General features: G+C 54.2%; 28 protein-coding genes and 1 pseudogene. 5 read left to right on the top strand and 24 right to left on the bottom strand.

Translation table 11 applies throughout. The features are described 5' to 3' along the window. Window positions 1-12: 12 nt before the first annotated feature. Complete coding sequence (gene ldtC, locus EAE_RS16755) at window positions 13-972, top strand: L,D-transpeptidase LdtC (RefSeq protein WP_015705051.1); 960 nt, start codon at window positions 13-15, stop codon at window positions 970-972. Between the two features lie 229 nt (window positions 973-1201). Here the strand turns inward: ldtC and bhsA are convergent, their stop codons facing one another. Beyond that, window positions 1202-1459, bottom strand: coding sequence for a multiple stress resistance protein BhsA (gene bhsA / locus EAE_RS16750; protein WP_015705050.1), 258 nt, complete (start codon window positions 1457-1459; stop codon window positions 1202-1204). A gap of 124 nt (window positions 1460-1583) precedes the next feature. Here bhsA and EAE_RS25265 point away from each other — a divergent pair. From EAE_RS25265 to EAE_RS16740, 3 genes and pseudogenes are all read left to right on the top strand, one after another. After that, window positions 1584-1646 (top strand): annotated as a pseudogene (locus tag EAE_RS25265) (hypothetical protein); the annotation flags it as partial. Between the two features lie 62 nt (window positions 1647-1708). Beyond that, window positions 1709-2344 (top strand): TetR/AcrR family transcriptional regulator, encoded by a 636-nt coding sequence (locus EAE_RS16745; protein WP_015705049.1) that lies wholly within the window; start codon window positions 1709-1711, stop codon window positions 2342-2344. A 225-nt stretch (window positions 2345-2569) separates the two neighbouring features. Beyond that, the gene (locus EAE_RS16740) at window positions 2570-4759 is read left to right on the top strand and encodes a TonB-dependent siderophore receptor (protein ID WP_015705048.1); all 2190 of its coding nucleotides are present in this window, start codon (window positions 2570-2572) and stop codon (window positions 4757-4759) included. Between the two features lie 56 nt (window positions 4760-4815). On the opposite strand, the gene EAE_RS16735 is transcribed toward EAE_RS16740, so the two are convergent. From EAE_RS16735 to yceD, 22 genes are all read right to left on the bottom strand, one after another. Continuing rightward, on the bottom strand, window positions 4816-5355 hold the full coding sequence (locus EAE_RS16735; protein WP_048228651.1) for a glycine zipper 2TM domain-containing protein: 540 nt from the start codon (window positions 5353-5355) through the stop codon (window positions 4816-4818). Window positions 5356-5560: 205 nt separating this feature from the next. Then, complete coding sequence (locus tag EAE_RS16730) at window positions 5561-6865, bottom strand: NAD(P)/FAD-dependent oxidoreductase (RefSeq protein WP_015367177.1); 1305 nt, start codon at window positions 6863-6865, stop codon at window positions 5561-5563. Window positions 6866-7109: 244 nt separating this feature from the next. Next, window positions 7110-7652, bottom strand: a complete 543-nt coding sequence (gene ycfP, locus EAE_RS16725; RefSeq protein ID WP_015367178.1) for an alpha/beta hydrolase YcfP — start codon at window positions 7650-7652, stop codon at window positions 7110-7112. 36 nt (window positions 7653-7688) lie between these two features. Then, window positions 7689-8699 carry a beta-N-acetylhexosaminidase gene (gene nagZ / locus EAE_RS16720; protein WP_162778476.1) on the bottom strand — a complete coding sequence of 337 codons (1011 nt, stop codon included), beginning with the start codon at window positions 8697-8699 and terminating at the stop codon, window positions 7689-7691. Between the two features lie 23 nt (window positions 8700-8722). Continuing rightward, the gene (gene thiK, locus EAE_RS16715) at window positions 8723-9550 is read right to left on the bottom strand and encodes a thiamine kinase (RefSeq protein ID WP_015705044.1); all 828 of its coding nucleotides are present in this window, start codon (window positions 9548-9550) and stop codon (window positions 8723-8725) included. Next, window positions 9531-10169 carry a penicillin-binding protein activator LpoB gene (gene lpoB, locus EAE_RS16710; protein ID WP_161798798.1) on the bottom strand — a complete coding sequence of 213 codons (639 nt, stop codon included), beginning with the start codon at window positions 10167-10169 and terminating at the stop codon, window positions 9531-9533. Before lpoB ends, thiK begins: the two co-directional genes overlap by 20 nt. Window positions 10170-10190: 21 nt before the next feature. Further along, window positions 10191-10565 (bottom strand): YcfL family putative periplasmic lipoprotein, encoded by a 375-nt coding sequence (locus tag EAE_RS16705; protein ID WP_015367182.1) that lies wholly within the window; start codon window positions 10563-10565, stop codon window positions 10191-10193. Between the two features lie 4 nt (window positions 10566-10569). Next, window positions 10570-10926, bottom strand: a complete 357-nt coding sequence (gene hinT / locus EAE_RS16700) for a purine nucleoside phosphoramidase (protein ID WP_015705043.1) — start codon at window positions 10924-10926, stop codon at window positions 10570-10572. A 256-nt stretch (window positions 10927-11182) separates the two neighbouring features. Beyond that, the gene (gene ptsG / locus EAE_RS16695; protein WP_015367184.1) at window positions 11183-12616 is read right to left on the bottom strand and encodes a PTS glucose transporter subunit IIBC; all 1434 of its coding nucleotides are present in this window, start codon (window positions 12614-12616) and stop codon (window positions 11183-11185) included. Between the two features lie 296 nt (window positions 12617-12912). Then, window positions 12913-13707: a metal-dependent hydrolase gene (locus EAE_RS16690; RefSeq protein WP_015705042.1), complete on the bottom strand. Its 795-nt coding sequence runs from the start codon at window positions 13705-13707 to the stop codon at window positions 12913-12915. Between the two features lie 10 nt (window positions 13708-13717). Continuing rightward, window positions 13718-14722 (bottom strand): DNA polymerase III subunit delta', encoded by a 1005-nt coding sequence (gene holB, locus EAE_RS16685; RefSeq protein WP_032711395.1) that lies wholly within the window; start codon window positions 14720-14722, stop codon window positions 13718-13720. Beyond that, window positions 14719-15360 (bottom strand): dTMP kinase, encoded by a 642-nt coding sequence (gene tmk, locus EAE_RS16680; protein ID WP_015705040.1) that lies wholly within the window; start codon window positions 15358-15360, stop codon window positions 14719-14721. The genes holB and tmk overlap by 4 nt, the downstream gene beginning before the upstream one ends. Next, on the bottom strand, window positions 15350-16372 hold the full coding sequence (gene yceG, locus EAE_RS16675; protein WP_020079144.1) for a cell division protein YceG: 1023 nt from the start codon (window positions 16370-16372) through the stop codon (window positions 15350-15352). Before yceG ends, tmk begins: the two co-directional genes overlap by 11 nt. A gap of 2 nt (window positions 16373-16374) precedes the next feature. Further along, the gene (gene pabC / locus EAE_RS16670) at window positions 16375-17184 is read right to left on the bottom strand and encodes an aminodeoxychorismate lyase (RefSeq protein ID WP_015705038.1); all 810 of its coding nucleotides are present in this window, start codon (window positions 17182-17184) and stop codon (window positions 16375-16377) included. A gap of 129 nt (window positions 17185-17313) precedes the next feature. Beyond that, a complete protein-coding gene (gene fabF, locus EAE_RS16665; RefSeq protein ID WP_015705037.1) occupies window positions 17314-18555 on the bottom strand; it encodes a beta-ketoacyl-ACP synthase II in 1242 nt (413 codons plus the stop codon). An 88-nt stretch (window positions 18556-18643) separates the two neighbouring features. Continuing rightward, window positions 18644-18880, bottom strand: a complete 237-nt coding sequence (acpP, locus tag EAE_RS16660) for an acyl carrier protein (RefSeq protein WP_000103754.1) — start codon at window positions 18878-18880, stop codon at window positions 18644-18646. A 210-nt stretch (window positions 18881-19090) separates the two neighbouring features. Then, on the bottom strand, window positions 19091-19825 hold the full coding sequence (gene fabG, locus EAE_RS16655) for a 3-oxoacyl-ACP reductase FabG (protein ID WP_015367190.1): 735 nt from the start codon (window positions 19823-19825) through the stop codon (window positions 19091-19093). A 12-nt stretch (window positions 19826-19837) separates the two neighbouring features. Then, window positions 19838-20767, bottom strand: coding sequence for an ACP S-malonyltransferase (fabD, locus tag EAE_RS16650; protein ID WP_015367191.1), 930 nt, complete (start codon window positions 20765-20767; stop codon window positions 19838-19840). 15 nt (window positions 20768-20782) lie between these two features. Next, a complete protein-coding gene (locus EAE_RS16645; RefSeq protein ID WP_015367192.1) occupies window positions 20783-21736 on the bottom strand; it encodes a beta-ketoacyl-ACP synthase III in 954 nt (317 codons plus the stop codon). A 53-nt stretch (window positions 21737-21789) separates the two neighbouring features. Next, complete coding sequence (gene plsX, locus EAE_RS16640; protein ID WP_086557245.1) at window positions 21790-22890, bottom strand: phosphate acyltransferase PlsX; 1101 nt, start codon at window positions 22888-22890, stop codon at window positions 21790-21792. 146 nt (window positions 22891-23036) lie between these two features. Then, window positions 23037-23210, bottom strand: coding sequence for a 50S ribosomal protein L32 (gene rpmF / locus EAE_RS16635; protein WP_000290724.1), 174 nt, complete (start codon window positions 23208-23210; stop codon window positions 23037-23039). A 16-nt stretch (window positions 23211-23226) separates the two neighbouring features. After that, complete coding sequence (gene yceD, locus EAE_RS16630) at window positions 23227-23748, bottom strand: 23S rRNA accumulation protein YceD (RefSeq protein ID WP_015705036.1); 522 nt, start codon at window positions 23746-23748, stop codon at window positions 23227-23229. Between the two features lie 141 nt (window positions 23749-23889). Here yceD and EAE_RS16625 point away from each other — a divergent pair, with 141 nt between their 5' ends. Further along, the gene (locus EAE_RS16625; RefSeq protein WP_015367195.1) at window positions 23890-24474 is read left to right on the top strand and encodes a Maf family protein; all 585 of its coding nucleotides are present in this window, start codon (window positions 23890-23892) and stop codon (window positions 24472-24474) included. Between the two features lie 40 nt (window positions 24475-24514). Here the strand turns inward: EAE_RS16625 and rluC are convergent, their stop codons facing one another. Further along, complete coding sequence (rluC, locus tag EAE_RS16620; protein ID WP_015705035.1) at window positions 24515-25468, bottom strand: 23S rRNA pseudouridine(955/2504/2580) synthase RluC; 954 nt, start codon at window positions 25466-25468, stop codon at window positions 24515-24517. Window positions 25469-25670 lie beyond the last annotated feature (202 nt).

Here is a 25670-nt window from a genome sequence, read left to right as displayed (position 1 = left end):
GGAATTATGGTAATGATAAATATCTCGCGTGTTTCAACCTGGCTTACGGCATTCGCTCTCGCGGCGACGCTGGCCCTTCCCGCCCGCGCCAATACCTGGCCGTTACCGCCGAGCGGTAGCCGTCTGGTCGGGCAGAATCAGTTTCATGTAGTGCAGGATAACGGCGGATCGCTGGAAGCGATTGCCAAAAAATACAACGTTGGTTTTCTCGCGCTGCTGCAGGCTAATCCCGGGGTCGATCCTTATGTGCCGCGCGCCGGTAGCGTGCTGACCATCCCGCTGCAGACGCTGCTGCCTGACGCCCCCCGTGAAGGTCTGGTGCTCAATATCGCCGAGCTGCGCCTGTACTACTATCCACCTGGACAGAATAGCGTGACCGTTTATCCAATAGGTATCGGCCAGCTTGGCGGCGATACCCTGACCCCGACGATGGTCACTACCGTTTCCGATAAGCGCGCCAACCCCACCTGGACACCAACCGCCAACATCCGCGCGCGATATAAAGCGATGGGGATCGATTTGCCGGCTGTAGTCCCTGCCGGGCCGAATAACCCGATGGGACATCACGCGATTCGTCTCGCGGCCTACGGCGGCGTCTATCTACTGCACGGCACCAACGCCGATTTTGGTATCGGGATGCGCGTCAGTTCAGGCTGTATCCGCCTGCGCGATGCTGATATAAAGTCTCTGTATAACAAAATCACGCCGGGCACCAGGGTGAATATCATCAACGAACCTATCAAAGTTTCGGTAGAGCCAAACGGTACCCGTCTGGTGGAAGTCCACCAGCCGCTGTCCGAACATATCAATGACGATCCGCAGACGCTGCCAATCGTCCTGAATGCCGGCATGAAGAACTTTAAACAGGCACCGCAGACCAATCAGCAGGTGATGGAATACGCGATGGAGCTGCGCTCCGGAATGCCGGTCGATGTGACCCGCCATCAGCTTCCCGCTGAGCAAGCCATGTAGTGCATTTCCGGATGGTAGAATGTAAAAAACCCGCCAGGCACGGCGGGTTTTTTGTGGCAATCGCCAGCTTCGCTGACGAGGTTTCGCGGGGCGCGGTCCCATGAAGGGGTGTGGACCGCGTCGCGAGAGTGGCATAACAAAGGGAACGACTTTTACTGCTTACTACACGCGTTCTGCTGAAGGGGGTCAGGAACGCGTTTTGTCAGTGGCATGACAGGGGTTACAACATTTATTTATAGATAACTGCGGTACCGTGCAGGGTATTAGGACCGGTTACCGAGGTAATACGGTAAGAGGTCGCCCCCATCTCGTCGGCTTTCTGCGCCAGCTGCTCTTCAAGCGAACCCAGATTGGTGCCGGCGGATGCGGAAACGGTACCGATTTTATGTTGACCTGCTGGGGTGGATTGCACCTCAACAGCGGCGAAACTTGCGAATGAGAGTGAGCTCAGTACGGCAGCAAGTGCCAGTTTTTGGACGTTTTTCATGATTATTATACCTATGCAGATGATTTTTATAGTAGGGTCGCAAGAATTAACTTAACGATCGATAGGTAAATGATAATGTGATCCATGTCACAGGTCAACTCATTTTTATAACGATCATTTAACTATTTATAAAATGCTTAATTTTCATACATATATGAATTATTTATTTTTGGACTTCTGCCGCTGGTAGCGTGACGCGTTTATTTTTATAATGGCCGTTCAACAACCCAACATAGGTACAACGGCATCATGACAACTGACGTTCAAAGTTGCGCAAAAAAAAGCCGTGGCCGACCTAAAGTGTTCGACAGGGACGCGGCGCTGGACAAGGCCATGACACTTTTCTGGCAGCACGGCTATGAAGCAACTTCGCTGGCCGATCTCGTCGAAGCGACCGGTGCGAAAGCCCCGACGCTATACGCCGAGTTCGTGAACAAAGAAGGCTTATTCCGCGCGGTGCTGGATCGCTACATTTCCCGCTTCGCCGCCAAACACGAAGCCCTGCTATTCGATGACCACAAAACCGTCGATCAGGCGCTGCGCGACTATTTCACCGCTGTCGCCACCTGCTTTACCAGCAAAGATACCCCGGCAGGCTGTTTTATGATTAACACCTCCGCGGCGCTGGCCGCCTCTTCAACCGATATCGCCAACACCATTAAGTCGCGGCACGCGGTGCAGGAACAAACGTTGACGCAATTTTTACAGCAGCGTCAACAACGCGGCGAACTCCCTGCGCAGGGCAATGTCTTGCAGCTGGCGCAGTTTTTAAACTGCATGCTGCAAGGAATGTCGATCAGTGCGCGCGAAGGCGCTGATTTTGCCACTCTGAAACAGATTAGTGACACGACGCTGCGCCTGTGGCCGCAAATCCTGCAACCTTAATCCCCTACCGGCGGCCGTCGCTCGCCGGTTTTTTCCCCATCTGCTGAATACCCTTACTTTTCTCAATATTTTCATTATGTTGATTTGTTGTAAATGATATTGATAACGATAATCAATATGTGCAAAATTCGCATTTGTCTTTCTATATGTTTCACGCTGTAACAGCCGCGCCTGTGGCTGAAAAAAATAACAACAGTACTGACTAACTCATATCAAGGAATGCGAATGAACAAGCGCCTCTGGCTGCTCAATCCCCTGCTGCTGGCCACCGCCCTGCCAGCCTTTACCGCGCAGGCCGCCGATGAAGACGATATTATCGTCAGCGCCAACCGTAACCACCGAACCGTCGCCGAGATGGCGCAAACCACCTGGGTGATTGAAGGCCAGGAGATTGAGCAACAGGTTCAGGGTGGTAAAGAGTTTAAAGATGTCCTCGCGCAGCTGATCCCCGGGATAGATGTCAGCAGCCAGGGGCGTACCAACTACGGCATGAACATGCGCGGACGCGCCATCGTCGTGCTCATCGACGGCGTGCGTCTCAATTCATCGCGTACCGATAGCCGCCAGCTTGACGCCATCGATCCGTTTAACATCGAACATATTGAAGTTATTTCCGGCGCCACGTCGTTATACGGCGGCGGCAGTACCGGCGGTCTGATTAATATCGTCACGAAAAAAGGCCAGCAGGAACGCCAGGTGGATCTGGAGCTGGGTGGTAAAACCGGCTTTGCCAATAGCAACGATCATGATGAACGAGTAGCGGCGGCCGTCAGCGGGGGTACCGATCATGCTTCCGGCCGATTGTCGGTGGCCTATCAGCGCTTCGGCGGCTGGTATGACGGCAACAATGACGCGCTGATCCTCGATAATACGCAAACCGGCTTACAGCATTCGGACCGACTCGACGTGATGGGTACCGGAACCATCGAAATCGATGACCAGCGCCAGCTCCAGCTTGTCACGCAGTACTATAAAAGCCAGGGCGATGATTATGGTCTGAATTTGGGCAAAGATATGTCAGCGGTACTTGGCGAAAGTAAAGCCTGGACCTCTAACGGGCTTAACTCCGATCGCGTGCCTGGTACCGAGCGTCATTTGATCAGTCTGCAATACTCCGACGCCGACTTCTTCGGCCAGAATCTGGTCAGCCAGATTTATTACCGCGACGAATCACTGACCTTCTACCCCTTCCCGGCCCTGAGCAAAGGGCAAATCAGCAGTTTTTCCGCTTCACAGCAGGATACCGATCAGTACGGCGCTAAGATCACCTTCAACAGCCAGCCGCTGACGGGATGGGATCTGACCTGGGGCGTTGATGCCGACCATGAAACCTTCAACTCCAACCAAATGTTCTTCGACCTGGATAAAGCAATGGCTTCCGGCGGCCTGAATAATCAGTCAGCCTACACCACCGGCCGCTATCCAGGCTACAGCATCACCAATCTCGCGCCGTTCCTGCAAACCAGCTATGACCTGAACGACATCTTCACCCTTAGCGGCGGCGTGCGCTATCAATGGACGGAAAACCGCGTCGATGATTTTGTCGGCTACGCGCAGCAGCAGGATGTCGCTAAAGGCAAATATCAGTCGGCGGATGCCATTCCTGGCGGTAAGACCGATTATGATAACTTCCTCTTTAATGCCGGGATCGTCGCCCACATTACCGAACGCCAGCAGACCTGGTTTAACTTCTCTCAGGGCGTCGAACTACCGGATCCGGGCAAATATTACGGTATCGGCAGCTACGGCGCCGCGGTCGACGGCCATCTGCCGCTGGTCTCGAGCGTTAACGTCGGCGACTCGCCGCTACAGGGGATTAAAGTTAACTCCTGGGAGCTGGGCTGGCGTTACACCGGCGACAACCTGCGCACCCAGCTTGCCGCTTATTACTCGACATCAGACAAAACCATCGTAGTTAACCGCAGTGATATGACCATTGATGTGCAATCGGATAAACGACGCATTTACGGCGTGGAAGGCGCGGTGGACTACTTCGTGCCTGATAGCGACTGGAGCCTGGGCGCTAACTTCAACGTGCTGAAATCGCAAGTAAAAACCGATGGCAGTTGGCAGAAGTGGGACGTCACCCTGGCCTCGCCGTCGAAAGCCACCGCCTGGGTCGGCTGGGCGCCGGACCCGTGGTCGCTACGCGTGCAAAGCCAGCAGGTATTTGATTTAAGCGATGCCAGCGGCAATAAGCTTGATGGGTACAATACCGTCGATTTTATCGGTAGCTATTTGCTGCCGGTGGGTAAACTGACCTTTAGCATCGAAAACTTGCTGAACGAAGATTACGTCACCATCTGGGGACAGCGCGCGCCGCTATTGTACAGTCCAACCTATGGCAGCGCCGGGCTGTACGAATATAAAGGCCGTGGCCGGACCTTCGGCCTGAACTACGCGTTAACGTTCTAATAAAAAAAGCCCCTCAGCCTGAGTGATTGAGGGGCTAATAGCTTAAAACTGCTGTTTTACGCTTTGTTATTCAGAATCAGCTGACCGTTGCTGTCCAGCGGGATTTGCGCCCCCGGCTGGTGGTCCATGCGGATTTTGCCCTGCTGGTCGCCGATTTTATAGGTGACATCATAACCGAGCATTTTTTCCGACTTGTCGTAAACCGTCTTACAGCGCTGCTGGGTGGTGGTATAGGTGTCGTTATCCTGCATCGAGCCCTGAATTTGGTTACCGGCATAGCCGCCGCCCAGCGCGCCAACCACGGTAGCGACATCACGCCCTCGCCCGCCGCCAAACTGGTGGCCAATCACGCCCCCGGCGACCGCGCCGAGAACGGAACCGGCAATACGGTTTTCATCCTGCACCGGACGACGATGGGTAACGGTCACGTTACGGCATTCCTGGCGCGGCGTTTTTATGCTTTCTTTTATCGGCGTACTGGACACCACTTGCGCATATTGCGGGCCACGATCTAATACATTGAGACCGGCAACGGCGGCGACGCCCAACGCGGCGGCAACGCCAATCCCAATACCCGCCAACATTGATTTATTCACGGGAATTCCTCCTTCATTGCTGTTACTAGCAATTCTGCGTGCTGCTCAGGGGGTATGCAAATCAGAAAGCGGATGAAAAATGCGGGAACCTACGGCAAATCAAGGGGATTCAGAGGATTCCTAACAGGAATTAGCGATTCTGGCAGAAGGATATGCTGTGTTTTCAGGATAGCGCCGCGATGGCGCTATCCTGATTGCTGACAGCTTAGTGCAGCTTGAGACGCGGACGAATGATGCGGTTAATACGTCCTACCAACATCATCAGGCCGGTCTTGAAATAGCCGTGTAACGCAATCTGATGCATGCGGTACAGCGAGATATACACGAAGCGCGCAATTCGCCCTTCAACCATCATCGAGCCACGCATCAGGTTACCCATCAGGCTGCCAACGGTGGAGTAGTTCGACAGGGAGACCAGTGAACCGTGATCTTTATAGACATACGGTTTCAGCGCTTTACCTTTCATCTGCGCCAGAATGTTATTCAACGCGCAGGTCGCCATCTGGTGCGCCGCCTGGGCGCGTGGAGGTACAAAGCCGCCTTCCGGACGAGCGCATGAGGCACAATCGCCGATAGCGTAGATATCCGGATCACGCGTTGTCTGCAGCGTCGGCTCCACCACCAGTTGGTTAATGCGGTTGGTCTCCAGGCCGCCAATCTCTTTCATGAAATCAGGCGCTTTGATGCCCGCCGCCCACACCATCAGGTCGGCATCAATAAATTGACCATCTTTAGTGTGCAGGCCGTTAACGTCTGCGCTGGTCACCATGGTCTGCGTCAGGACACGTACGCCAAGCTTAGTCAGTTCATTGTGCGCGGCGCCGGAAATGCGCGGCGGCAGCGCCGGAAGAATACGTTCGCCGGCTTCAACCAGCGTCACGTTCAGCGCTTCGTTGGTCAACCCTTTGTAACCATAGCTATGCAGCTGTTTCACCGCATTATGTAGCTCGGCGGACAGCTCAACCCCGGTAGCCCCGCCGCCAACGATGGCGATATTGACCTTACCGTTGGCGCCGAGGTTTGCAGAATACTTGAGGAACAGGTTAAGCATTTCCTGATGGAAACGGCGCGCCTGGTGCGGGTTATCAAGGAAAATGCAGTTTTCCTTCACCCCTGGCGTGTTAAAGTCATTTGAGGTACTACCCAGCGCCATCACCAGCGTGTCGTACGGCAGCTTACGCTCGGCAACCAACAGCTCGCCTTTCTCGTTGCGCAGTTCCGCGAGAGTAATGGTCTTTCCTTCGCGATTGATATCCACCACCGATCCTAACTGGAACTGGAAACCGTGGTTACGCGCATGCGCCAGGTAGCTCAGCGCATCAACGCCCTCATCCAGAGAACCGGTCGCCACTTCATGCAGTAGCGGCTTCCACAGGTGGCTATGGTTGCGATCCACCAGCGTAATTTTCGCTTTTTTGTTGCGGCCCAGCTTTCTACCCAACTGAGTAGCCAGTTCCAGTCCGCCGGCACCACCACCTACAATAACGATTCTTTTCAATGGCGTAGTCACAAGACCCCCTAAAAGTATTAACCAATTGTTAATTAAAAGTTATCCAAATAGCTCTTAGTTAACAACAAGTTGCAGCAATGAAACCATTCAGCAGGACCGAGAATAGCATGAACGGAACATTGGTCATACCAAAATTGATGTGCATCAAGTTTTACCGCATATTTTTTAAACGAACAACGTCAATTATGGACAAGAAAAAGCCCGCGGCGTTTGCACACGGCGGGCTGAGAAAGTGAAAACAAGGTTAGCCGAGGGTCTTAAAAGCCTTTATTCGCTGCAGATGCGGTGAAAGACTTTTAAATTTGTGCGTCTGTTCTTCATCCCAGATGATTTCGTAATAATGATGCAGCACTTCAGCCGAGCGTTGGCTATCCAGCGCCTCATCATGGCGTGATAGCATCACCAGGCAGCGGTCGCGATTTTTTTCGCGGAAGTTGTTCACGCACTTGGTGGCGATATCCTGATACTCTTCCGGCCTGTCGATTTTCCCTTCCATGTTCTCGTAGGGGAACAGGTTCGGGTTGAACACGGCCTGCCGAATATCGCAGAGGAAACCGATCCTTTCCGCCCAGTAACCGCCTAACCCGACGCCGCATATGAGTGGCCGATCGTCGGCAGTGAGCTGCAGCATTTTGTCGACTTCCTTCAACAAATGCTGCATATCATGTTTTGGATGGAGCGTACTGTAGCTAATCAACCGCACGTCAGGGTCGATAAACTGCAGCTGCAGCACCTTTTCATGGTTACCGGGGCTGTTAGAGTCAAAACCGTGTAAATAGATAATCATCGTATCCTCACCAGACAACAACGCCCTTCAGGTTAACTACACAGACTTCGCTTCTTGCCAGCGCGCATGGAGCTGTTCCAGCTGTGCGCTTACCGTTTGCCAACGAGCGGAATCTCGCAGTTCCTGACGGGTAAATGAACCTTTATGATACAATTTTGTAACACGCTCTGCTTTGATCGGGGACAGGTTATCCAATACGCTCACCGCGCCTTTACGATTATTGCAGACCAGGATCATATCGCAACCGGCATCGAGCGATGCCTGCCCACGTTCAGCATAGCTGCCCATGATCGCCGCCCCTTCCATCGACAGGTCGTCTGAGAAGATGACGCCATCAAAGCCCAGCTCGCCGCGCAGCACCGTTTTCAGCCAGTATTCTGAACCACTCGCCGGGCGCGGATCGATGTCAGAGTAAATCACATGCGCCGGCATAATCGCATCCAGGCGTTGTTCATCGATCAGGCTCTTGAACACCGCCATATCTTTAGCACGGATTTCCGCTGCCGGACGCGGATCAAACGGTGTCTCTTTGTGTGAATCCGCCGTCACCGCGCCGTGGCCCGGGAAGTGTTTACCGGTGGTTTTCATACCGGCGGCATGCATACCGTCAATGAAATGACGCGCCATCACCAGCGCCTTTTGCGGGTCTTCATGCCATGAGCGTTCGCCGATCGCAGCGCTGATGTGCCCCACATCCAGCACCGGCGCGAAGCTGATATCAATATCCATGGCAATCATTTCGCTGGCCATCAGCCAACCGGCTTCTGCGGCGAGCTTACCGCCCTCTTCCACCCCCAGCAGCGCGGCAAAAGACTGCGCGGCCGGCAGACGGGTAAAACCTTCGCGAAAGCGCTGCACACGCCCACCTTCCTGATCCACCGCCACCACGAGATGATTACGCGAGGCCTCGCGGATTTGGCGTACCAGTTCGCGCAACTGCGCCGGATCGTGGTAGTTGCGGGTAAACAAAATTAAGCCGCCGACCAAAGGATGAGCCAGAATCTCACGCTCTTCCGCATCCAGTTCAAAACCTTCGACATCCAACATTACCGGACCCACACAGACCTCTCTTATCCTTTATTTTCTGTTTTTAACTGACGCCATGTCGCATCCGCCAGTGCAATAAATTGCCGGTCGCCGCTCTGCTGCCAGCGCCGCTCATACCAGCCCGCCATCAATATAAGGACCCACGGCCGCCAACGCTGTATTTGCCGCCGCAGTTGCTGCTTATCAATTCGGGCAAAGCGCGAATACTCATTGAGCAGCTGGCAACGCGTATGGGCATCGCACCATACCGCCGCCAGTTCAAGCGCGATATCGCCGTCTCCCGCATACTCCCAGTCAATCAAGCGCAGACCGTCGCGGCTATGAATAATATTACCAGCGTGGACGTCCATATGCAGAGGCGCTAAACGCAACGGCCGCGGTTCACGCTGGCGCAATAACCGTTTATGCCAGCGCAGCCAGAAAACGGTGCGCCTGGTCGGATCGCACTGCTGCCAGTACAACTCAAGCAACGGCGCCAGCTCGATGCGCCAGCCAAAACGCGGCTGTTGGTGCAGATGATACAATAACCCGGCAAGCGAAGGGCACTCCGGCAGCGCGCTTTTCACTTCTCCTGCGCAATACTCCACCACCATCCAGCGTGGCGAAAAGAACACCGGCGCCGGCGAAAGCGACGCCGGAAGGTGCTGAAGCGCGCGGTACTGGCGCAGAAAATGGCTGAGCGGCGCCAGCGGATCGTGAGGCTGGCGCAACACCAGCCGACGGACGCCATCGCTGATAACGCAGCTGCCGCCGCTAAGACCGTTTTCAGTCAAGGCGGCGACAGGTGAATAGCGAGGAAAGAAGCGCGACAAGAGCTCGTCGCGCGTAAGCTTATTGTTGCTGAACCGCACCTTTGCCTGACCAGATAATCTCGCCGGACTGCACCAGCATCAGCTGCATTTTCAGCTCCGGCGCATTCACGTTGCCGGTGGCGTTGGAATACAGCACGTACTGTGCGCCAACGGTGCGCGCAATCCCCATCGCTTTGCTGCGGCTGCCGAGACTATCCTGCGCCGACAGGCCCAGCTGTTGTTTAGCCACCGCAAGCTGCTGAGTCGATACCAGCGTAAACTTGCCGTTGCCCGCCAGCGCGTTGCGCAGCGCGGAGGTCGCTTCGGCCGCATTCAGCGATCCGTTGGTACGGTTATTGACGCTATCCACCAACAGAATGCTGCCAGCGTTCACTCCGCCGGCCTGCAGCATCTGGCCGACCATTGGTTGTACGGCGGCGTCCCAGTTGTAGTGACGAACGCGCGGAGCAGGCTGAGACGGCTGCGATGGCTGTTCGCCGCCGTGTTCGATCGGCCCCGGCTGCGTTGGTACCGTCGGCACGGCAGGCACCGTCGGCTGCGGCTGCGCAGGTTGTTCCGGCTTCGGCTTCGCCTCCTCGACCGGCGCAGGTTCATTACGTTGCCCCACACAGCCAGCCAGGAATATCGCCAGTGCTGTGATTAACGCATAGCGACACATTTTAATCATTATGATGACCTCTTAAAGATAAAGATAAAGGCGGGCTTTGTGCGCCCCGAGAATATTGGCACTGCCGTAGAGCACGACGGACGAGCGTGCTGGAACCGTCACGCTACGCGCAGGGTCCAGCGGATGCATCTCAAGCCCATGGGCGTCATACCAGAAAAAACGGTAGTGCACGGTAATGGGCTCTTGCCGTTCATTAAATAATCTTGAGGTAGCGGTGGCCTGAATTTCCGAAGCGGTCACCGACGGCGGATCGGCGCTGATGCCAGCCGCCAGAACGCTGGATTCCATCACCAACGTCTGCTGCTCGCCAACCGGAATTTCCGGGTGCGAGCTACATCCGGCCAACAGCGCCGCCAGAACCAGGACGCCTGAATAAGCAGCACGCATCGATTTAGCCTTTATGCGCCAGCATCGGGCCCAACGGACGGCCGCCCAACAGGTGCATATGAATATGGTAAACTTCCTGCCCGCCGTGGCGGTTGCAGTTAACGATAAGACGGTAGCCGTCGTCAGCCAGACCTTCATCACGGGCAATCTTCGCCGCGACGGTCATCATTCGGCCTAGCGCCTGTTCGTGTTCGGCGGTGACGTCATTTACGGTTGGAATCAGGATATTCGGGATAATCAGAATATGGGTCGGCGCCTGCGGAGAGATATCGCGAAAAGCGGTGACCAGTTCATCCTGATACACAATATCCGACGGGATTTCCCGGCGAATGATTTTGCTGAAAATCGTTTCTTCTGCCATGACTGATTCCTTATTAGTTTTATACCGTGCCCCGGCCTGCCTCTGCAGATAAACACGAATGCACAGGATCAGCTAAGAGTATGAGCGACTTCCTCCCTCTCTTTCAACCTGAATGCAGTTTTTCTTATTCAACTATAGACTTAGCCGCTGAGGGAATAAGCATTTCCCCCATTTTCCGGGTATTGCCAAACAATGACCAGAATACCAACGTAAAAAAGGCAGCCATTTGGCTGCCTTAGTCTCCCCACACTACGTCTTAGCTATTGCGGATGTACTCATCCATCTCGGTTTTCAGGTTATCGGACTTGGTGCCGAAAATAGCCTGAACGCCGGAACCTGCAACAACTACGCCAGCAGCACCCAGTTTTTTCAGGCCAGCCTGATCAACTTTCGCTACGTCAGCCACGCTTACGCGCAGACGAGTAATACATGCGTCGAGGTTTGTGATGTTCTCTTTACCACCGAAGGCGGCAATCAGCGCCGGCGCCATTTCACTGGTCGCAGCGGATTTGCTGTCTTCAGTTGCATCTTCACGGCCTGGAGTTTTCAGGTTCAGCGCTTTAATCAGCACGCGGAAGACCACGTAGTACACGATCGCATAGCAAATACCGACAATCGGGAACAGCCACAGCTTGCTGCTGTTGCCGGAAAGAACGATAAAGTCGATCAGACCGTGAGAGAACGACGTCCCGTCACGCATACCCAACAGGATACAGATCGGGAATGCCAGGCCTGCAAGAATCGCGTGGATGATATACAGGATCGGCGCAACGAACATGAAGGAGAACTCGATCGGCTCGGTAATACCGGTCAGGAACGAGGTCAGCGCCGCGGAGATCATAATACCGCCGACTTTGGCACGGTTTTCTGGTTTAGCAGAGTGCCAAATCGCGATAGCTGCAGCCGGCAGGCCGTACATTTTGAACAGGAAGCCGCCAGACAGTTTACCAGCAGTCGGGTCGCCTGCCATGTAACGAGGGATGTCGCCATGGAACACCTGACCTGCAGCGTTGGTGTATTCACCAATTTGCATCTGGAAAGGTACGTTCCAGATATGGTGCAGACCAAACGGTACCAGGCAACGCTCGATGAAACCGTAGATACCGAACGCCACAACCGGGTTCTGGTAAGCAGCCCACTGAGAGAAGGTCTGGATGGCGGAACCAATCGGCGGCCAGATGAAGGACAGGATCACGCCGGTGAAGATAGCGGCGAGACCAGAGATAATCGGCACAAAACGCTTGCCCGCGAAGAAGCCCAGATATTCAGGCAGCTTGATACGGTAGAAGCGGTTGAACATGTAGGCTGCAATCGCACCGGAGATAATACCGCCAAGCACACCGGTATCAGCCAGGTGTTTGGCTGCGATTTCCTCAGCAGGTAAATGCAGAACCAGCGGCGCGACTACCGCCATGGTTTTCACCATGATGCCGTAAGCTACGACTGCAGCCAGTGCGGATACACCGTCGTTATTGGTGAAGCCAAGCGCAACACCGATTGCGAAGATCAGCGGCATATTGGCGAAAACTGAACCGCCTGCTTCCGCCATGACGTGGGAGACCACGGCTGGCAGCCAGCTGAAGTTGGCAGAACCGACGCCCAGCAGGATACCTGCAATAGGCAGTACGGATACTGGCAGCATCAGCGATTTACCGACCTTCTGCAGGTTAGCAAATGCATTCTTAAACATAATTGAGAGTGCTCCTGAGTATTTGGTACTTTTTTACGCTTTCACGCATTGGCCCGGGGGGAGAACCGTGCCGTGGACAGGACATCTAAGCGCCCTTTATTTATTACACAGAGTAAAATAATTAACGCGTACATTGTTTGACGGCTATCACGTTTCATTCAGTCAACATATAAAAATTTACACTGATTTACATAATGTGTATCTGTATGTTGCAAAAATGCGCTCACCGCCTCTGTCGCGGCGGTGAACTTTACTCGCTTTAACTATTAATTACGAGCCTTAAAATAATAGAAAGATCAGGCGGGTTGCAGTCTGGCAGGGTCGATGTGGAACAAGCTGGCAAAGTTATCGGTGGTTTGTTGCGCGAGCTGCTCCAGCGACACGCCCTTCAGCACCGCCATGTATTCAGCGACATCGCGCACCATCGCCGGCTGGTTCTCTTTACCGCGATGTGGTACCGGCGCCAGATAAGGCGAATCGGTCTCTACCAGCAAGCGATCGAGCGGAACATAGCGCGTGGCATCTCGTAGCTGCTCCGCGTTACGGAACGTGACGATACCGGAAAACGAAATATAAAACCCCATGTCCAGCAATTTACCCGCTGTCTCCCTGTCTTCAGTGAAACAGTGTAGTACGCCACCGCAATCCGTCACCTTTTCTTCCTGTAAAATCGCCAGCGTATCGGCGCGCGCATCGCGGGTATGCACAATCACCGGCTTATTCAATTCGCGGCCAATGCGGATATGCTGGCGGAAAGACTCCTGCTGGCGGAGTTTCGTTTCCGGGGTATAAAAATAATCGAGCCCGGTTTCCCCCATCGCCACTACGCCCTCTTCCGCCGCCAGCGAACGCAGCTCTTCGAAGTCATACGCTTCATCCTGGTTCAATGGATGAACACCGCAGGAAAAGACGACATTTTCTCGCTGGCCGACTAACTCGCGCATCCCGCGATATCCCGGCAGCGTGGTGGCGACTGCCAGGCAAAACTTAACATCACGCGCGGCGGCTTTCGCCAGCACATCATCGACATCTTTATGCAGCGTTTGATAATCCAGGCCATCAAGATGGCAGTGGGAATCGACTAAAAACATGTTCTTATTCTCAGAGATGTGAGACGGGCAGAACCGCCCCGGGTTGCAGGTAATGTTCCCAGCGCAGGAGGCGCTCGGTGAGTAGTAGTTCGCGGTTGACGCCGACCACGCTCAGCAACTGCTCGCGACAGGCGCTAACATCGCGCGTGATAGCTTCAAGACGTGGGCCCGAAAGTGTTTGCGCCAGTTGGTTAACCAGCGTCCAGGCATCTGGATTACTCAGAAGCGTAATCCCCTGTTGCCGCTTCTGCGCATCCAGCAACAGCGATGCCAGCCAGTGCAGACGCACCGGGGCCTGTTCGTGATTCAGAACCGGCAATAATGACAGCCAGTCACCGCTGGTTAACGCGCTGGCTAACGCCTGGCAAAGCTGTTGTCGCGGAGCCCAGTTAGCCTCTTGCAGTAACTCCAGCGCTGCCGCGGGTGCGTTAGCGCTGAGGCGCAACGCGGCCAATAAAGCTTCTTGTGACATTGTCACTTCACGTGCTAACCACCCTAACGCCCAGGCTTCAGAAGGCGGAGTAAGGTGATATGAGAAGCACCGGCTGCGCAAGGTGGCGAGCAGACGCGCCGGCTCCGGGCAGGCCAGGAAAAACCAGGTATTTTCCGGCGGCTCTTCCAGCGTCTTCAGCAAAGCATTGGCGGCGGCATCGGTTAACAACGTCGCATCGTTGATCCACACCACCTTCGCGCCGCCGAGACGCGCACGCTCATAGAGTTTTTCAGTGATGCCGCGCACCGCATCGATGCCTAGCGCGCTCTTGCCCTTCTCCGGAACCAGAGTGTAGTAATCAGGATGGGTCCCCGCCTGCATAAGCTGGCAGCTATGACAATGGCCACAGCTTTTATGCCCTTCCGGCTGGCGGCACATCAGGAAACGGCATAACGCGTAGATAAGCGCATCGCCCCCCATCCCCGGTAATGCCTGGAGTAATAACGCATGGTGACCCCGTCCTGCCTGATAACCAGCGACTAGCTGCTCGAAGGACGGGCGTAACCACGGATACCATTTCATGCGCGCTGCTCCGCAACCCATTGCGTGACAACTGCGCGAATGTCGCGCTCAACCGCTTCCAGCGGCTGCGTCGCATCCACCGTGCGGATAGTCGGATCCTGCGCCGCCAGCTCAAGGTAGCGCGCGCGGGTACGATTAAAGAAATTCATCGACTCCTGCTCAATCCGATCCAGATCGCCTCGCGCGCGGGCGCGCTTAAGGCCAACTTCCGGCGTCACGTCAAGATAGAGTGTTAAATCAGGGCGAAAATCACCGAGTACCGCATCGCGTAGCGTCGCCAGCATCCCCTGATCGATACCGCGCCCCCCGCCCTGGTAGGCCTGAGTTGAGAGATCGTGACGGTCGCCAATGACCCATTGACCGCGAGCCAGAGCAGGCTTAATCACCGTTTCCACCAGCTGTACGCGGGCGGCGTAAAACATCAGCACTTCCGCTTTATCGTTAATGACTTCATCGCCGGTAGACTGGATATCCAGCACCAGGCTGCGCAGTTTTTCAGCCAGGATGGTACCGCCCGGTTCACGGGTAAACACCATATCGCGGATACCCAGCTGTTCGAGTGTCTCAACGACCAGATTGCGTGCGGTCGTTTTCCCCGCCCCTTCCAGGCCTTCGATGACGATATAGTTACTGCGCATTTTTTTCCTTAAGTACTTTTAAATAGTCCTGAACCGAACGGTTATGGCTGGCCAGATTGGTATTGAACGTATGGCCGCCTTTTCCGTCGGCAACAAAATAGAGGTACGGCGTTTTAGCCGGATGGGCTGCCGCATTGAGAGACGCTTCACCAGGAACCGCTATGGGTCCAGGCGGCATACCGCTAATCACATAGGTGTTATAGGCGGTCGGCGTCTCCAGATCTTTACGCGACAGTTTACCATTATAGCGCTCTCCCATGCCGTAAATTACGGTAGGGTCGGTCTGCAAACGCATGCCAATGCGTAGACGGTTGATAAAGACCGACGCCACGCGATCGCGCTCGGCAGGAACCGCGGTCTCTTTCTCAACGATAGAGGCCATGGTCAGTAACTGGTTTTGATCTTTATAGGGTAGATTATCCGCCCGCCCTTCCCAGGCTTTCGCTACCGCAGCGACCATTTTCTGGTGCGCGCGTTTAAGAATGGCGATATCGCTGGTATTGGCGGTGTACATCCAGGTATCCGGCCATAACCAACCTTCAACCCAATCGGCGTGCTCAAGACCCAGCGCTTTGGCGACCGTTTCGTAACTGTCGTCTTCTAAAGTGTGCTTCACATACGGCGCATCGCGCAGCTGACGCAAATAGTCGCTAACGCGCATCCCTTCAACAAACCGTAGCGGGAACTGCGCTTCTTTACCGCTCGCTAAAAGCTGCAGCATCTCGCGCACCGTCATTTGCGGTGTGAAGCGATAGGTACCCGCTTTGAAATGAGAAAGTTCAGGTTCGACGCGCAGCAGCCACTGGAATACGCGTGGACGATTAATGATTTTATCGCCATACAGCTGCTGGCCAAGCACCACTCGCCCGGTTCCTGGCTCAAGGGTGAAGATGGTCTCTTCTTTAATAAGCAACTTACTATCTGCCAGTTGGCGGACTTTCCACATACCTGCCGCTGCGGCAATACCGAACACCACGACTAACAGCAGGACAAAACGTAACATTTTCTTCATGACTAACCAGGCAGCTCACACAATGGGGCTAAAAAATGGTAAAGATCGCGTTCAGACCAACAGACGTCATCCCAACGACAAACCGGTACCAGCGGCATAAGCGCATTGCAAATCAGCACTTCATCGGCATCGCGCAGTACATCAGGGCGCATGGATACTTCGACAACATCAAAAGAAGAACGTGCCAACATAACCATACAGTGCTGGCGCATAATGCCATTAACGCCCGCCTGATCCAGGCGCGGCGTGAACACCTGGCTTCCTTTACGCCAGAACACATTCGCGGCACAGCATTCCGTAAGCCACCCGTCGCTGTCAAGAACCAGCGCCTCATCGGCGTCCGTCTGCTCAAGATGAGAACGAATTAAGACTTGTTCGAGGCGATTAAGATGTTTGAGCCCCGCCAGCGAAGGATTGCGCCCCAGACGGATCGGGCTTAACGCCAGGGTTATTCCCTCTTCTCGCCAACGCGCATAATGCGCGGGGAAAGACGACACACTCATCATGCGGGTAGGTTGAATGCATCCGCTCGCGCTATATCCCCGACCTCCTGAACCACGCGTTATGACCACTTTGAGTACGCCTTCTCGATGTGGCTTTGCCAGTTCTTGCATTTCTGCGGCCAACGTTTCCCATTCAGAAAAAGGTATCAAGAGTTTTTCGCAAGTATCTTGCAAGCGGCCCAAATGGGCATTGAAGAAGGCTATCTGGCCGTCGATGATTCGCGAGGTGGTAAAACACCCATCACCGAATTGAATTGCACGGTCGTTTGCTGCCAGCACATCCTGCTCGACACCATTTATCAAGAACATAGGGGGCTCCTCTCACCGGTGGCACAGTGTCTCAGGATAAAAAGCAGAGAACAAGCGGAGAAAACCGAATAAAAAAAGACCCGCCAGGCGGGTCTTTTCGTCAACGCTTAAACCAGCATTAGCGGTTGATCATACTTTTTTGAAGATAATCGAACCGTTAGTACCGCCAAAGCCGAAGGAGTTACACAGGGTGTATTCCATACCGGAAACCTGACGCGCTTCATGAGGAACGAAGTCGAGGTCGCAACCTTCATCCGGGTTATCCAGGTTGATGGTCGGCGGAACCGCCTGATCGCGCAGCGCCAGAATAGAGTAGATAGACTCTACTGCGCCAGCCGCGCCTAACAGGTGGCCGGTCATTGATTTGGTGGAGCTCACCATCACGCGGCTTGCCGCATCGCCAAACACGGATTTCACCGCCTGGGCTTCTGCTTTATCACCGGCTGGCGTCGAAGTACCGTGGGCGTTGACATAGCCAATCTGGCCCGGTTCAATCGCCGCGTCGCGAATGGCGTTAACCATCGCCAGCGCAGCGCCAGCGCCATCTTCCGGTGGAGACGTCATATGGTACGCATCGCTGCTCATACCAAAACCAACGATCTCTGCGTAGATTTTCGCGCCGCGTTTTTTCGCATGCTCGTACTCTTCCAGCACGACCATACCAGCACCGTCGCCCAGCACGAAGCCATCACGCTCTTTATCCCACGGACGGCTTGCCGCCTGCGGGTTGTCATTGCGGGTGGACAGCGCGCGCGCAGCGCCAAAGCCGCCTACGCCCAGCGGCGTACTCGCCTTCTCTGCACCACCGGCAACCATCGCGTCGGCATCGCCATAGGCGATAATACGTGCCGCGTGGCCGATATTGTGTACGCCTGAAGTACACGCGGTCGCGATGGAGATACTCGGTCCACGCAGACCAAACATGATGGTCAGATGACCGGCCACCATGTTAACAATTGTGGACGGAACGAAGAACGGGCTGATCTTCCGCGGTCCGCCGTTTACCAGCGAACTATGGTTTTCTTCGATCAGGCCGAGGCCCCCGATACCGGAACCGATAGCGGCGCCGATGCGGGTTGCGTTTTCTTCCGTCACTTCAAGGCCAGAATCCTGCATGGCCTGAACGCCAGCGACAATTCCATATTGAATGAAGGCATCCATCTTGCGCTGTTCTTTGCGCGAGATGATATCATCACAGTTAAAATCCTTTACTAAGCCAGCAAATTTCGTTGCATAGGCGCTAGTATCGAAATGGTCGATCAGGCTGATGCCACTCTGACCGGCAAGGAGAGCTTTCCAGGTAGACTCTACGGTATTGCCGACAGGAGACAACATGCCCAGTCCGGTCACAACTACACGACGCTTAGACACGGTTGTCCTCCAGGGAGGGAAAATAGATTCTTGTGGGACAAAAAAAGATAAAACTCAGGCGGTCGAATGACCGCCTGGAGATGTTCACTTACGCCTGGTGACCGTTGATGTAATCAATGGCAGCCTGAACGGTGGTGATTTTCTCAGCTTCTTCGTCCGGAATCTCAGTATCAAACTCTTCTTCCAGAGCCATTACCAGCTCAACGGTGTCAAGAGAATCAGCGCCCAGGTCTTCAACGAAGGAAGCATTGTTGGTAACTTCTTCCTGCTTAACGCCCAGCTGTTCGCCGATAATTTTCTTAACGCGTTCTTCGATAGTGCTCATACTCTTAAATTTCCTATCAAAACTCGCTTTCGCGATGGTTTTCGTAGTGTATAAAATGTTGAAAAATTTGCAACTAAATCCCGGCAGGTCTTACCACGATTTTACGCTATTTTGCGGCTGTTTGCCCTAATAACGCAAATGATTTCGCACAAAACTGTACCCGCAAGCGTGCAGACTGCGCGCTTCCTGAACATTTTGCGCAAATCTCGGTCAGACCATATACATCCCGCCATTGACGTGCAGGGTTTCACCAGTGATGTAACCCGCTTCGTCAGAGGCTAAGAATGCAACCGCGCTGGCGATTTCATTTGGGGAGCCAAGGCGCCCCGCAGGAACTGCAGCCAGCGTACCCGCACGCTGCTCATCGGTCAGCGCACGCGTCATGTCCGTTTCAATAAAGCCCGGAGCAACAACGTTTACAGTAATACCGCGAGACGCAACTTCACGTGCCAGTGACTTACTGAAACCAATCAGACCCGCTTTCGCCGCAGCGTAGTTAGCCTGACCAGCATTTCCCATGGTACCAACCACAGAACCGATAGTGATAATACGCCCATGACGCTTTTTCATCATAGCGCGCATTACCGCTTTTGACAGACGGAATACAGATGACAGGTTGGTTTCGATAATATCGTTCCACTCATCATCTTTCATTCGCATTAACAGGTTATCACGAGTAATCCCGGCATTATTGACCAGGATATCAACTTCGCCAAACTCTGCGCGAACATTTTCCAGAACAGATTCAATAGATGCCGGGTCGGTCACATTCAACATCAGACCTTTACCGTTGGCGCCTAAATAGTCGCTGATTGCCTGCGCACCGCTTTCGCTGGTGGCAGTACCGATAACTTTCGCGCCGCGCGCGGCGAGGGTTTCAGCGATTGCGCGGCCGATACCGCGGCTCGCACCGGTAACCAGCGCGATTTTTCCTTCAAAACTCATGGTATTCCTCTTTTATTGCTCAAGCGCCGCAGACATCGCAGCCGGCTCGTTGAGCGCAGAAGCAGTCAGGGTGTCAACAATACGTTTGGTCAGGCCGGTGAGGACTTTACCCGGGCCCATTTCATACAGGTGCTCGACGCCCTGAGATGCCATAAACTCAACGGTCTTAGTCCACTGAACCGGGCTGTACAGTTGGCGAATCAGCGCGTCGCGGATAGCATCAGGCGCGGTTTCACACTTCACGTCGACGTTGTTCACAACTGGAATGGTCGGCGCATTAAAAGTGATTTTCTGCAGCTCTACCGCCAGTTTTTCAGCGGCAGGTTTCATCAGCGCGCAGTGAGACGGTACGCTGACCGGCAACGGCAGCGCACGTTTGGCGCCTGCGGCTTTACACGCAGCGCCTGCACGCTCAACGGCTTCTTTGTGCCCGGCGATAACCACCTGACCCGGTGAATTGTAGTTCACTGGCGAAACCACCTGCCCTTGTGCAGATTCTTCACAGGCTTTAGCGATGGACGCGTCGTCGAGGCCAATAATTGCAGACATCGCGCCGGTACCTTCTGGTACCGCTTCCTGCATGAATTTGCCACGCAGTTCAACCAGACGAACGGCATCAGCGAAATTAATCACGCCCGCGCAGACCAGCGCAGAGTATTCGCCAAGGCTATGACCGGCTAACAGCGCCGGCGCTTTACCACCCTGCTGCTGCCATACGCGATATAACGCGACGGAAGCGGTCAGCAGCGCCGGCTGCGTTTGCCAGGTTTTGTTCAGTTCTTCTGCCGGGCCCTGTTGGGCAAGCGCCCACAGATCGTAACCCAACGCTGCGGAAGCTTCGCCGAAAGTCTCTTCAATAACTGGCCAGGTCGCGGCCATATCTGCCAGCATACCGACAGCCTGAGAGCCCTGTCCCGGGAACACAAAAGCAAATTGCGTCATGTTTAAATCCTTATACTAAAAACGAACCAGCGCGGAACCCCAGGTGAAACCACCACCGAAGGCTTCCAGCAGAATCAACTGGCCGCGTTGAATACGGCCATCGCGAACGGCTTCATCGAGCGCGCAAGGGACCGAGGCGGCAGAAGTGTTACCGTGACGATCGAGCGTGACCACCACATTATCCATCGACATTCCCAGCTTTTTCGCCGTCGCGCTGATGATCCGCAGGTTAGCCTGGTGCGGCACCAGCCAATCTAGCGCCGAGCGCTCAAGATTATTGGCCGCCAGCGTCTCGTCAACGATATGCGCCAGTTCGGTGACCGCAACTTTAAACACTTCGTTGCCGGCCATCGTCAGATAAATCGGATTTTCCGGCTCTACGCGATCGGCGTTCGGCAGCGTTAACAGCTCACCGTAGCGGCCATCGGCATGCAGATGCGTGGAAATAATGCCTGGCTCTTCAGAAGCGCCAAGCACCACTGCGCCCGCGCCGTCGCCGAAGATAATGATCGTACCGCGATCGGTTGGATCGCAGGTGCGCGCCAGCACGTCGGCGCCAATCACCAGCGCGTAATCTACGGCGCCGTTTTTCACATACTGGTCGGCGATGCTCAACGCGTAGGTGAAGCCCGCGCAGGCAGCTGCGACGTCAAACGCCGGACAGCCTTTGACACCCAGCATAGATTGAATCTGGCACGCAGAGCTCGGGAAGGCATGAGTACCCGAGGTGGTCGCAACAACGATCAGACCAATTTGTTCCGGGTTGACATTCGCCATTTCCAGCGCTTTCTTTGCGGCTTCGAAGCCCATCGTAGCAACTGTCTCGTTCGCTGCGGCAATACGGCGTTCACGAATACCTGTACGTGTGACAATCCACTCGTCAGTCGTTTCAACCATTTTTTCCAGGTCGGCGTTAGTACGCACTTGCTCAGGCAGGTAGCTGCCGGTGCCAATAATCTTTGTATACATGTACGCTCAGTCACTCTTGGGTAATATACCCGCGTTGTTCAAACCGCAGGGCGTCAGTCGTATCCGTTGGTCCCGGTGTGCTGTCGGGCATTCCCGTTACCGCTGCTGCTCCCTGGCAGTTCAAAGCCTGCTGGGTATAACGATTCCAGGCGAGCGGCGATCCGCTGTGGAACCTGCCGCTGCACCGCCTGCACTGCCTGCTCTATTGCGACGCAAAATGCGCGCTGGTTGGCAGCGCCATGACTTTTGATCACAGAACCGCGCAATCCTAACAGACAGGCGCCATTATACTGGTCGGGGTTGAGGTGACTGAATCGCCTGCTCAGGCTTTTTTGTAACCAACGCTTTAATAAAATCAGCCACCACGACCGTTTTTTTCCCTCTCCCTGTGATTTCAGCAGCGAAAGGAACATCCTGACAACACCTTCCATCGTCTTTAATGTGACGTTGCCTGTGAATCCGTCACAAACCAGAACATCCGTTTTCCCCGTCAACAGTTCGTTAGCTTCAAGGTAACCAATATAGTTGAAGGACGGCAGTTTTTTGAGCATTGCCGACGCATCGCGAATGCTGGTGAGACCTTTCATCTCTTCTTCACCGATATTCAACAACGCAATGCGTGGGTTTTTAATCCCCACCACTTCTTCAGCTAACACTGCGCCCATTACGGCGAACTGCACCAGCATTGTACTGTCGCAATCGACGTTAGCGCCTAAATCCAGCACTACCGTTTTGCCCTTTTGCTGATGCGGCAGTACCGTCACCAGCGCCGGGCGCTCAATCCCCTCAATGGGCTTAAGCAATAACTTCGCCAATCCCATCAGCGCGCCGGTATTTCCCGCGCTAACGCAGGCTTCGGCTCGCCCTTCTTTCACCAGCTCCAGCGCCAGGCGCATCGAGCTTCCGCGGCTACTGCGGATAGCCTGCGCGGGTCGCGCATCACTGGCAATAACTGACTGTGCAGGGATAATCTGCAGTCGCGAACGTTGTTCGAAATCAGCTTTGGCAAGTAATGGCGTGATGGCGTCGGGGTCGCCGACTAAAAGAAGTGTGAGTTGCGAATTAGAGTTCAGTGCCTGCAGTGCTGCAGGCACTGTCACGGATGGGCCAAAATCGCCCCCCATGACATCTAACGCCAGGGTTAGACGTGTCAAGGTATCGTCGCTGCCCGGTTCGGTTATTCCCCAGTTACCTGGGGAGATCCTCACTAAGCTTCACCACGCTTTTACTCTTGTCTTTCACGTTACAAGGACGTTGACTACGTTTTCTTGCAACGTGAAATCCACGGAGTAAGGCGTGATTACTTAGCGATTACCTTGCGACCGCGGTAGAAACCGTCGGCAGTGATGTGGTGACGCAGGTGTTTCTCACCAGAAGTTTTGTCTACAGACAGGCTGGTGACTGCGGTCAGAGCGTCATGGGAACGACGCATGCCACGTTTGGAACGGGTTGGTTTATTCTGTTGTACGGCCATGGACCTTACTCCTCAATTACTTATGCTTTAAGCTGGCTAATACGGCAAATGGGTTTGGTTTTTGTGCCTCTTCAGGCAGTTCGCCAAAGACCATGTCCGCGTCGGACACTTCACAGTGTTCAGAATCATGCACCGGAACTACCGGCAAGGAAAGAATGATTTCATCCTCAACCATCGCCTGCAGATCGATTTCACCGAATTCGTTAACCTCAATCGGCTCATACGCTTCCGGTAGTGCTTCTGCCTGTTCGTCATTTCTGACAGGGCTGAAACAATACGTTGTGTGAACATGATGAGGGAACGGTTTCCCGCAACGCTGACATTCGAGGGTTACCGACACCTTCGCATCACCGGTAATAACGGCGAGACGCTGGTTATCGATAGCGAACGACATACTGCATTCCACATCACTGTCCACGCTGACGACTGAATCGGCGACACGGCCAACCTGATCACGGGCGTAGATACCCTCGTAATCAAGGCGTTTTTGAGCCGTGCGAACCGGATCGAGAGTCAGGGGTAATTTTACCTTTTGCATAGGGCGCGCATATTAACTTTGTAATGTCATAGAGTCAAAGAAAAAGGCAGCCTCAGGTTGCCTTTTGCCATTTATTCGCACACATTGCGGCGCATAGTTTAAAATGATGCTCTGCGAAGCGCTATATGTGGATGAAAAAATATGTCTAATCTTCTCCTGGCCTCAACCTCGCCGTGGCGGCGGATGCTGCTGGAAAAACTCACGCTGCCGTTCGAATGCGCGGCGCCGGAGGTTGACGAAACGCCTCAGCCCGGCGAATCCGCTCGCCAGTTGGTTGTGCGTCTGGCGCAAGCCAAAGCCCAGGCGCTGGCATCCCGCTTCCCTCAGCACCTTATTATAGGTTCCGATCAGGTTTGCGTCTTAGACGGCGAAATCACCGGTAAACCGCACACTGAAGAAAACGCTCACCGTCAGCTACGCAAAGCCAGCGGCACGATTGTCACTTTTTATACCGGGCTTGCGCTCTACAATTCCGCCAACGGACACCTGCAAACGGAATGCGAACCCTTCGATGTCCATTTTCGTCATTTAAGCGATCAGGAGATCGAGGCCTATATCCGTAAAGAGAACCCTCTGCAGTGTGCCGGCAGTTTTAAAAGCGAAGGCTTAGGCATCACGCTATTTGAGCGACTGGAAGGACGCGATCCTAATTCGCTGGTTGGATTACCGCTGATAGCGCTATGCCAGATGTTGCGCCGGGAAGGCTTTAACCCGCTGCTTAGCTAGCCATAAAAGAAAGCGGCGGAGTATGAATCCGCCGCTGTGCTTATTTGCTATTGCGCAAAACCTGCAAGCAGTGTTTCAGTTGGTTATCCAACGGCGCTTCAATACGCATCACTTCACCGGTGCCTGGATGAGTGAACTTCAGCGCTGCCGCATGCAAAAACAGACGGTTTAAACCTGTCCCTGAAAGCTGCTTGTCAAACTCGCGATCGCCATAACGATCGTCAAAAGCAATAGGATGTCCCGCATACTGGGTGTGAACGCGAATCTGATGCGTACGCCCGGTAACCGGGCTGCAGCGCACCAACGTGGCAAACGGGTAACGCTCTTCCACTTTAAAGCGCGTTTCGGAAGGCTTACCTTCCTGGCTCACGCGCACGATGCGCTCGCCGCTCTGCAGAATATTTTTCAGCAGCGGCGCTTGTACCACCTTCGTGTGCGACTGCCACTGACCGCGGACCAGCGCCAGATAATCCTTCTGCATCCCTTTCTCACGCAGTTGCTCGTGAAGCGAGCGAAGCGCCGAACGTTTTTTCGCTACCAGCAGAACGCCTGAGGTATCACGATCGAGACGGTGGACCAGTTCCAGGAAACGGGCCTCAGGGCGTAGCGCGCGCAGCCCTTCAATCACGCCGAAGCTCAGACCGCTACCACCGTGCACCGCGGTGCCGGAAGGTTTATTCAGCACCAGGATATGCTCGTCTTCATAGAGGATAACATCCGACAGCGCCGCCACTTTTTGCAGATGCGGCGAAACGGCCTCTTCTTCGCGCTCGGCGACCCTCACCGGCGGGATACGCACTTCATCGCCATCTTCCAGTTTATATTCCGGCTTGACGCGTTTTTTGTTCACCCGCACCTCGCCTTTACGCAGGATGCGATAAATCATGCTCTTCGGTACGCCCTTAAGTTGCGTACGCAAAAAGTTGTCGATACGTTGCCCCGCTTCATCGGCGGAAATGGCAACCATTTTTACGGTTGGAGTCTCAGTTTTCATGGTCGGCGATTCTAAATAGCCGAGGGCATTAGCGCCACTCATTTTTATATGCTTATATTTATCAGTATCCGGTTTTCATCGCATGCTTCATCGGCGTTTTGTTTGTTATTAGAACAATCTGTAGACGCTGGTGAAAAAACTGTGAGTAACCCGGTGATAAAAGGTAAAAGTGAACTTGCTATAACAAGGTTAGCAATGGAAT

It is taken from the genome of Klebsiella aerogenes KCTC 2190 (genome assembly GCF_000215745.1).
GTDB lineage: Bacteria > Pseudomonadota > Gammaproteobacteria > Enterobacterales > Enterobacteriaceae > Klebsiella > Klebsiella aerogenes.
Note: the sequence above shows the minus strand (reverse complement) of the source record. Positions and strands in the feature narration are given on the sequence as shown.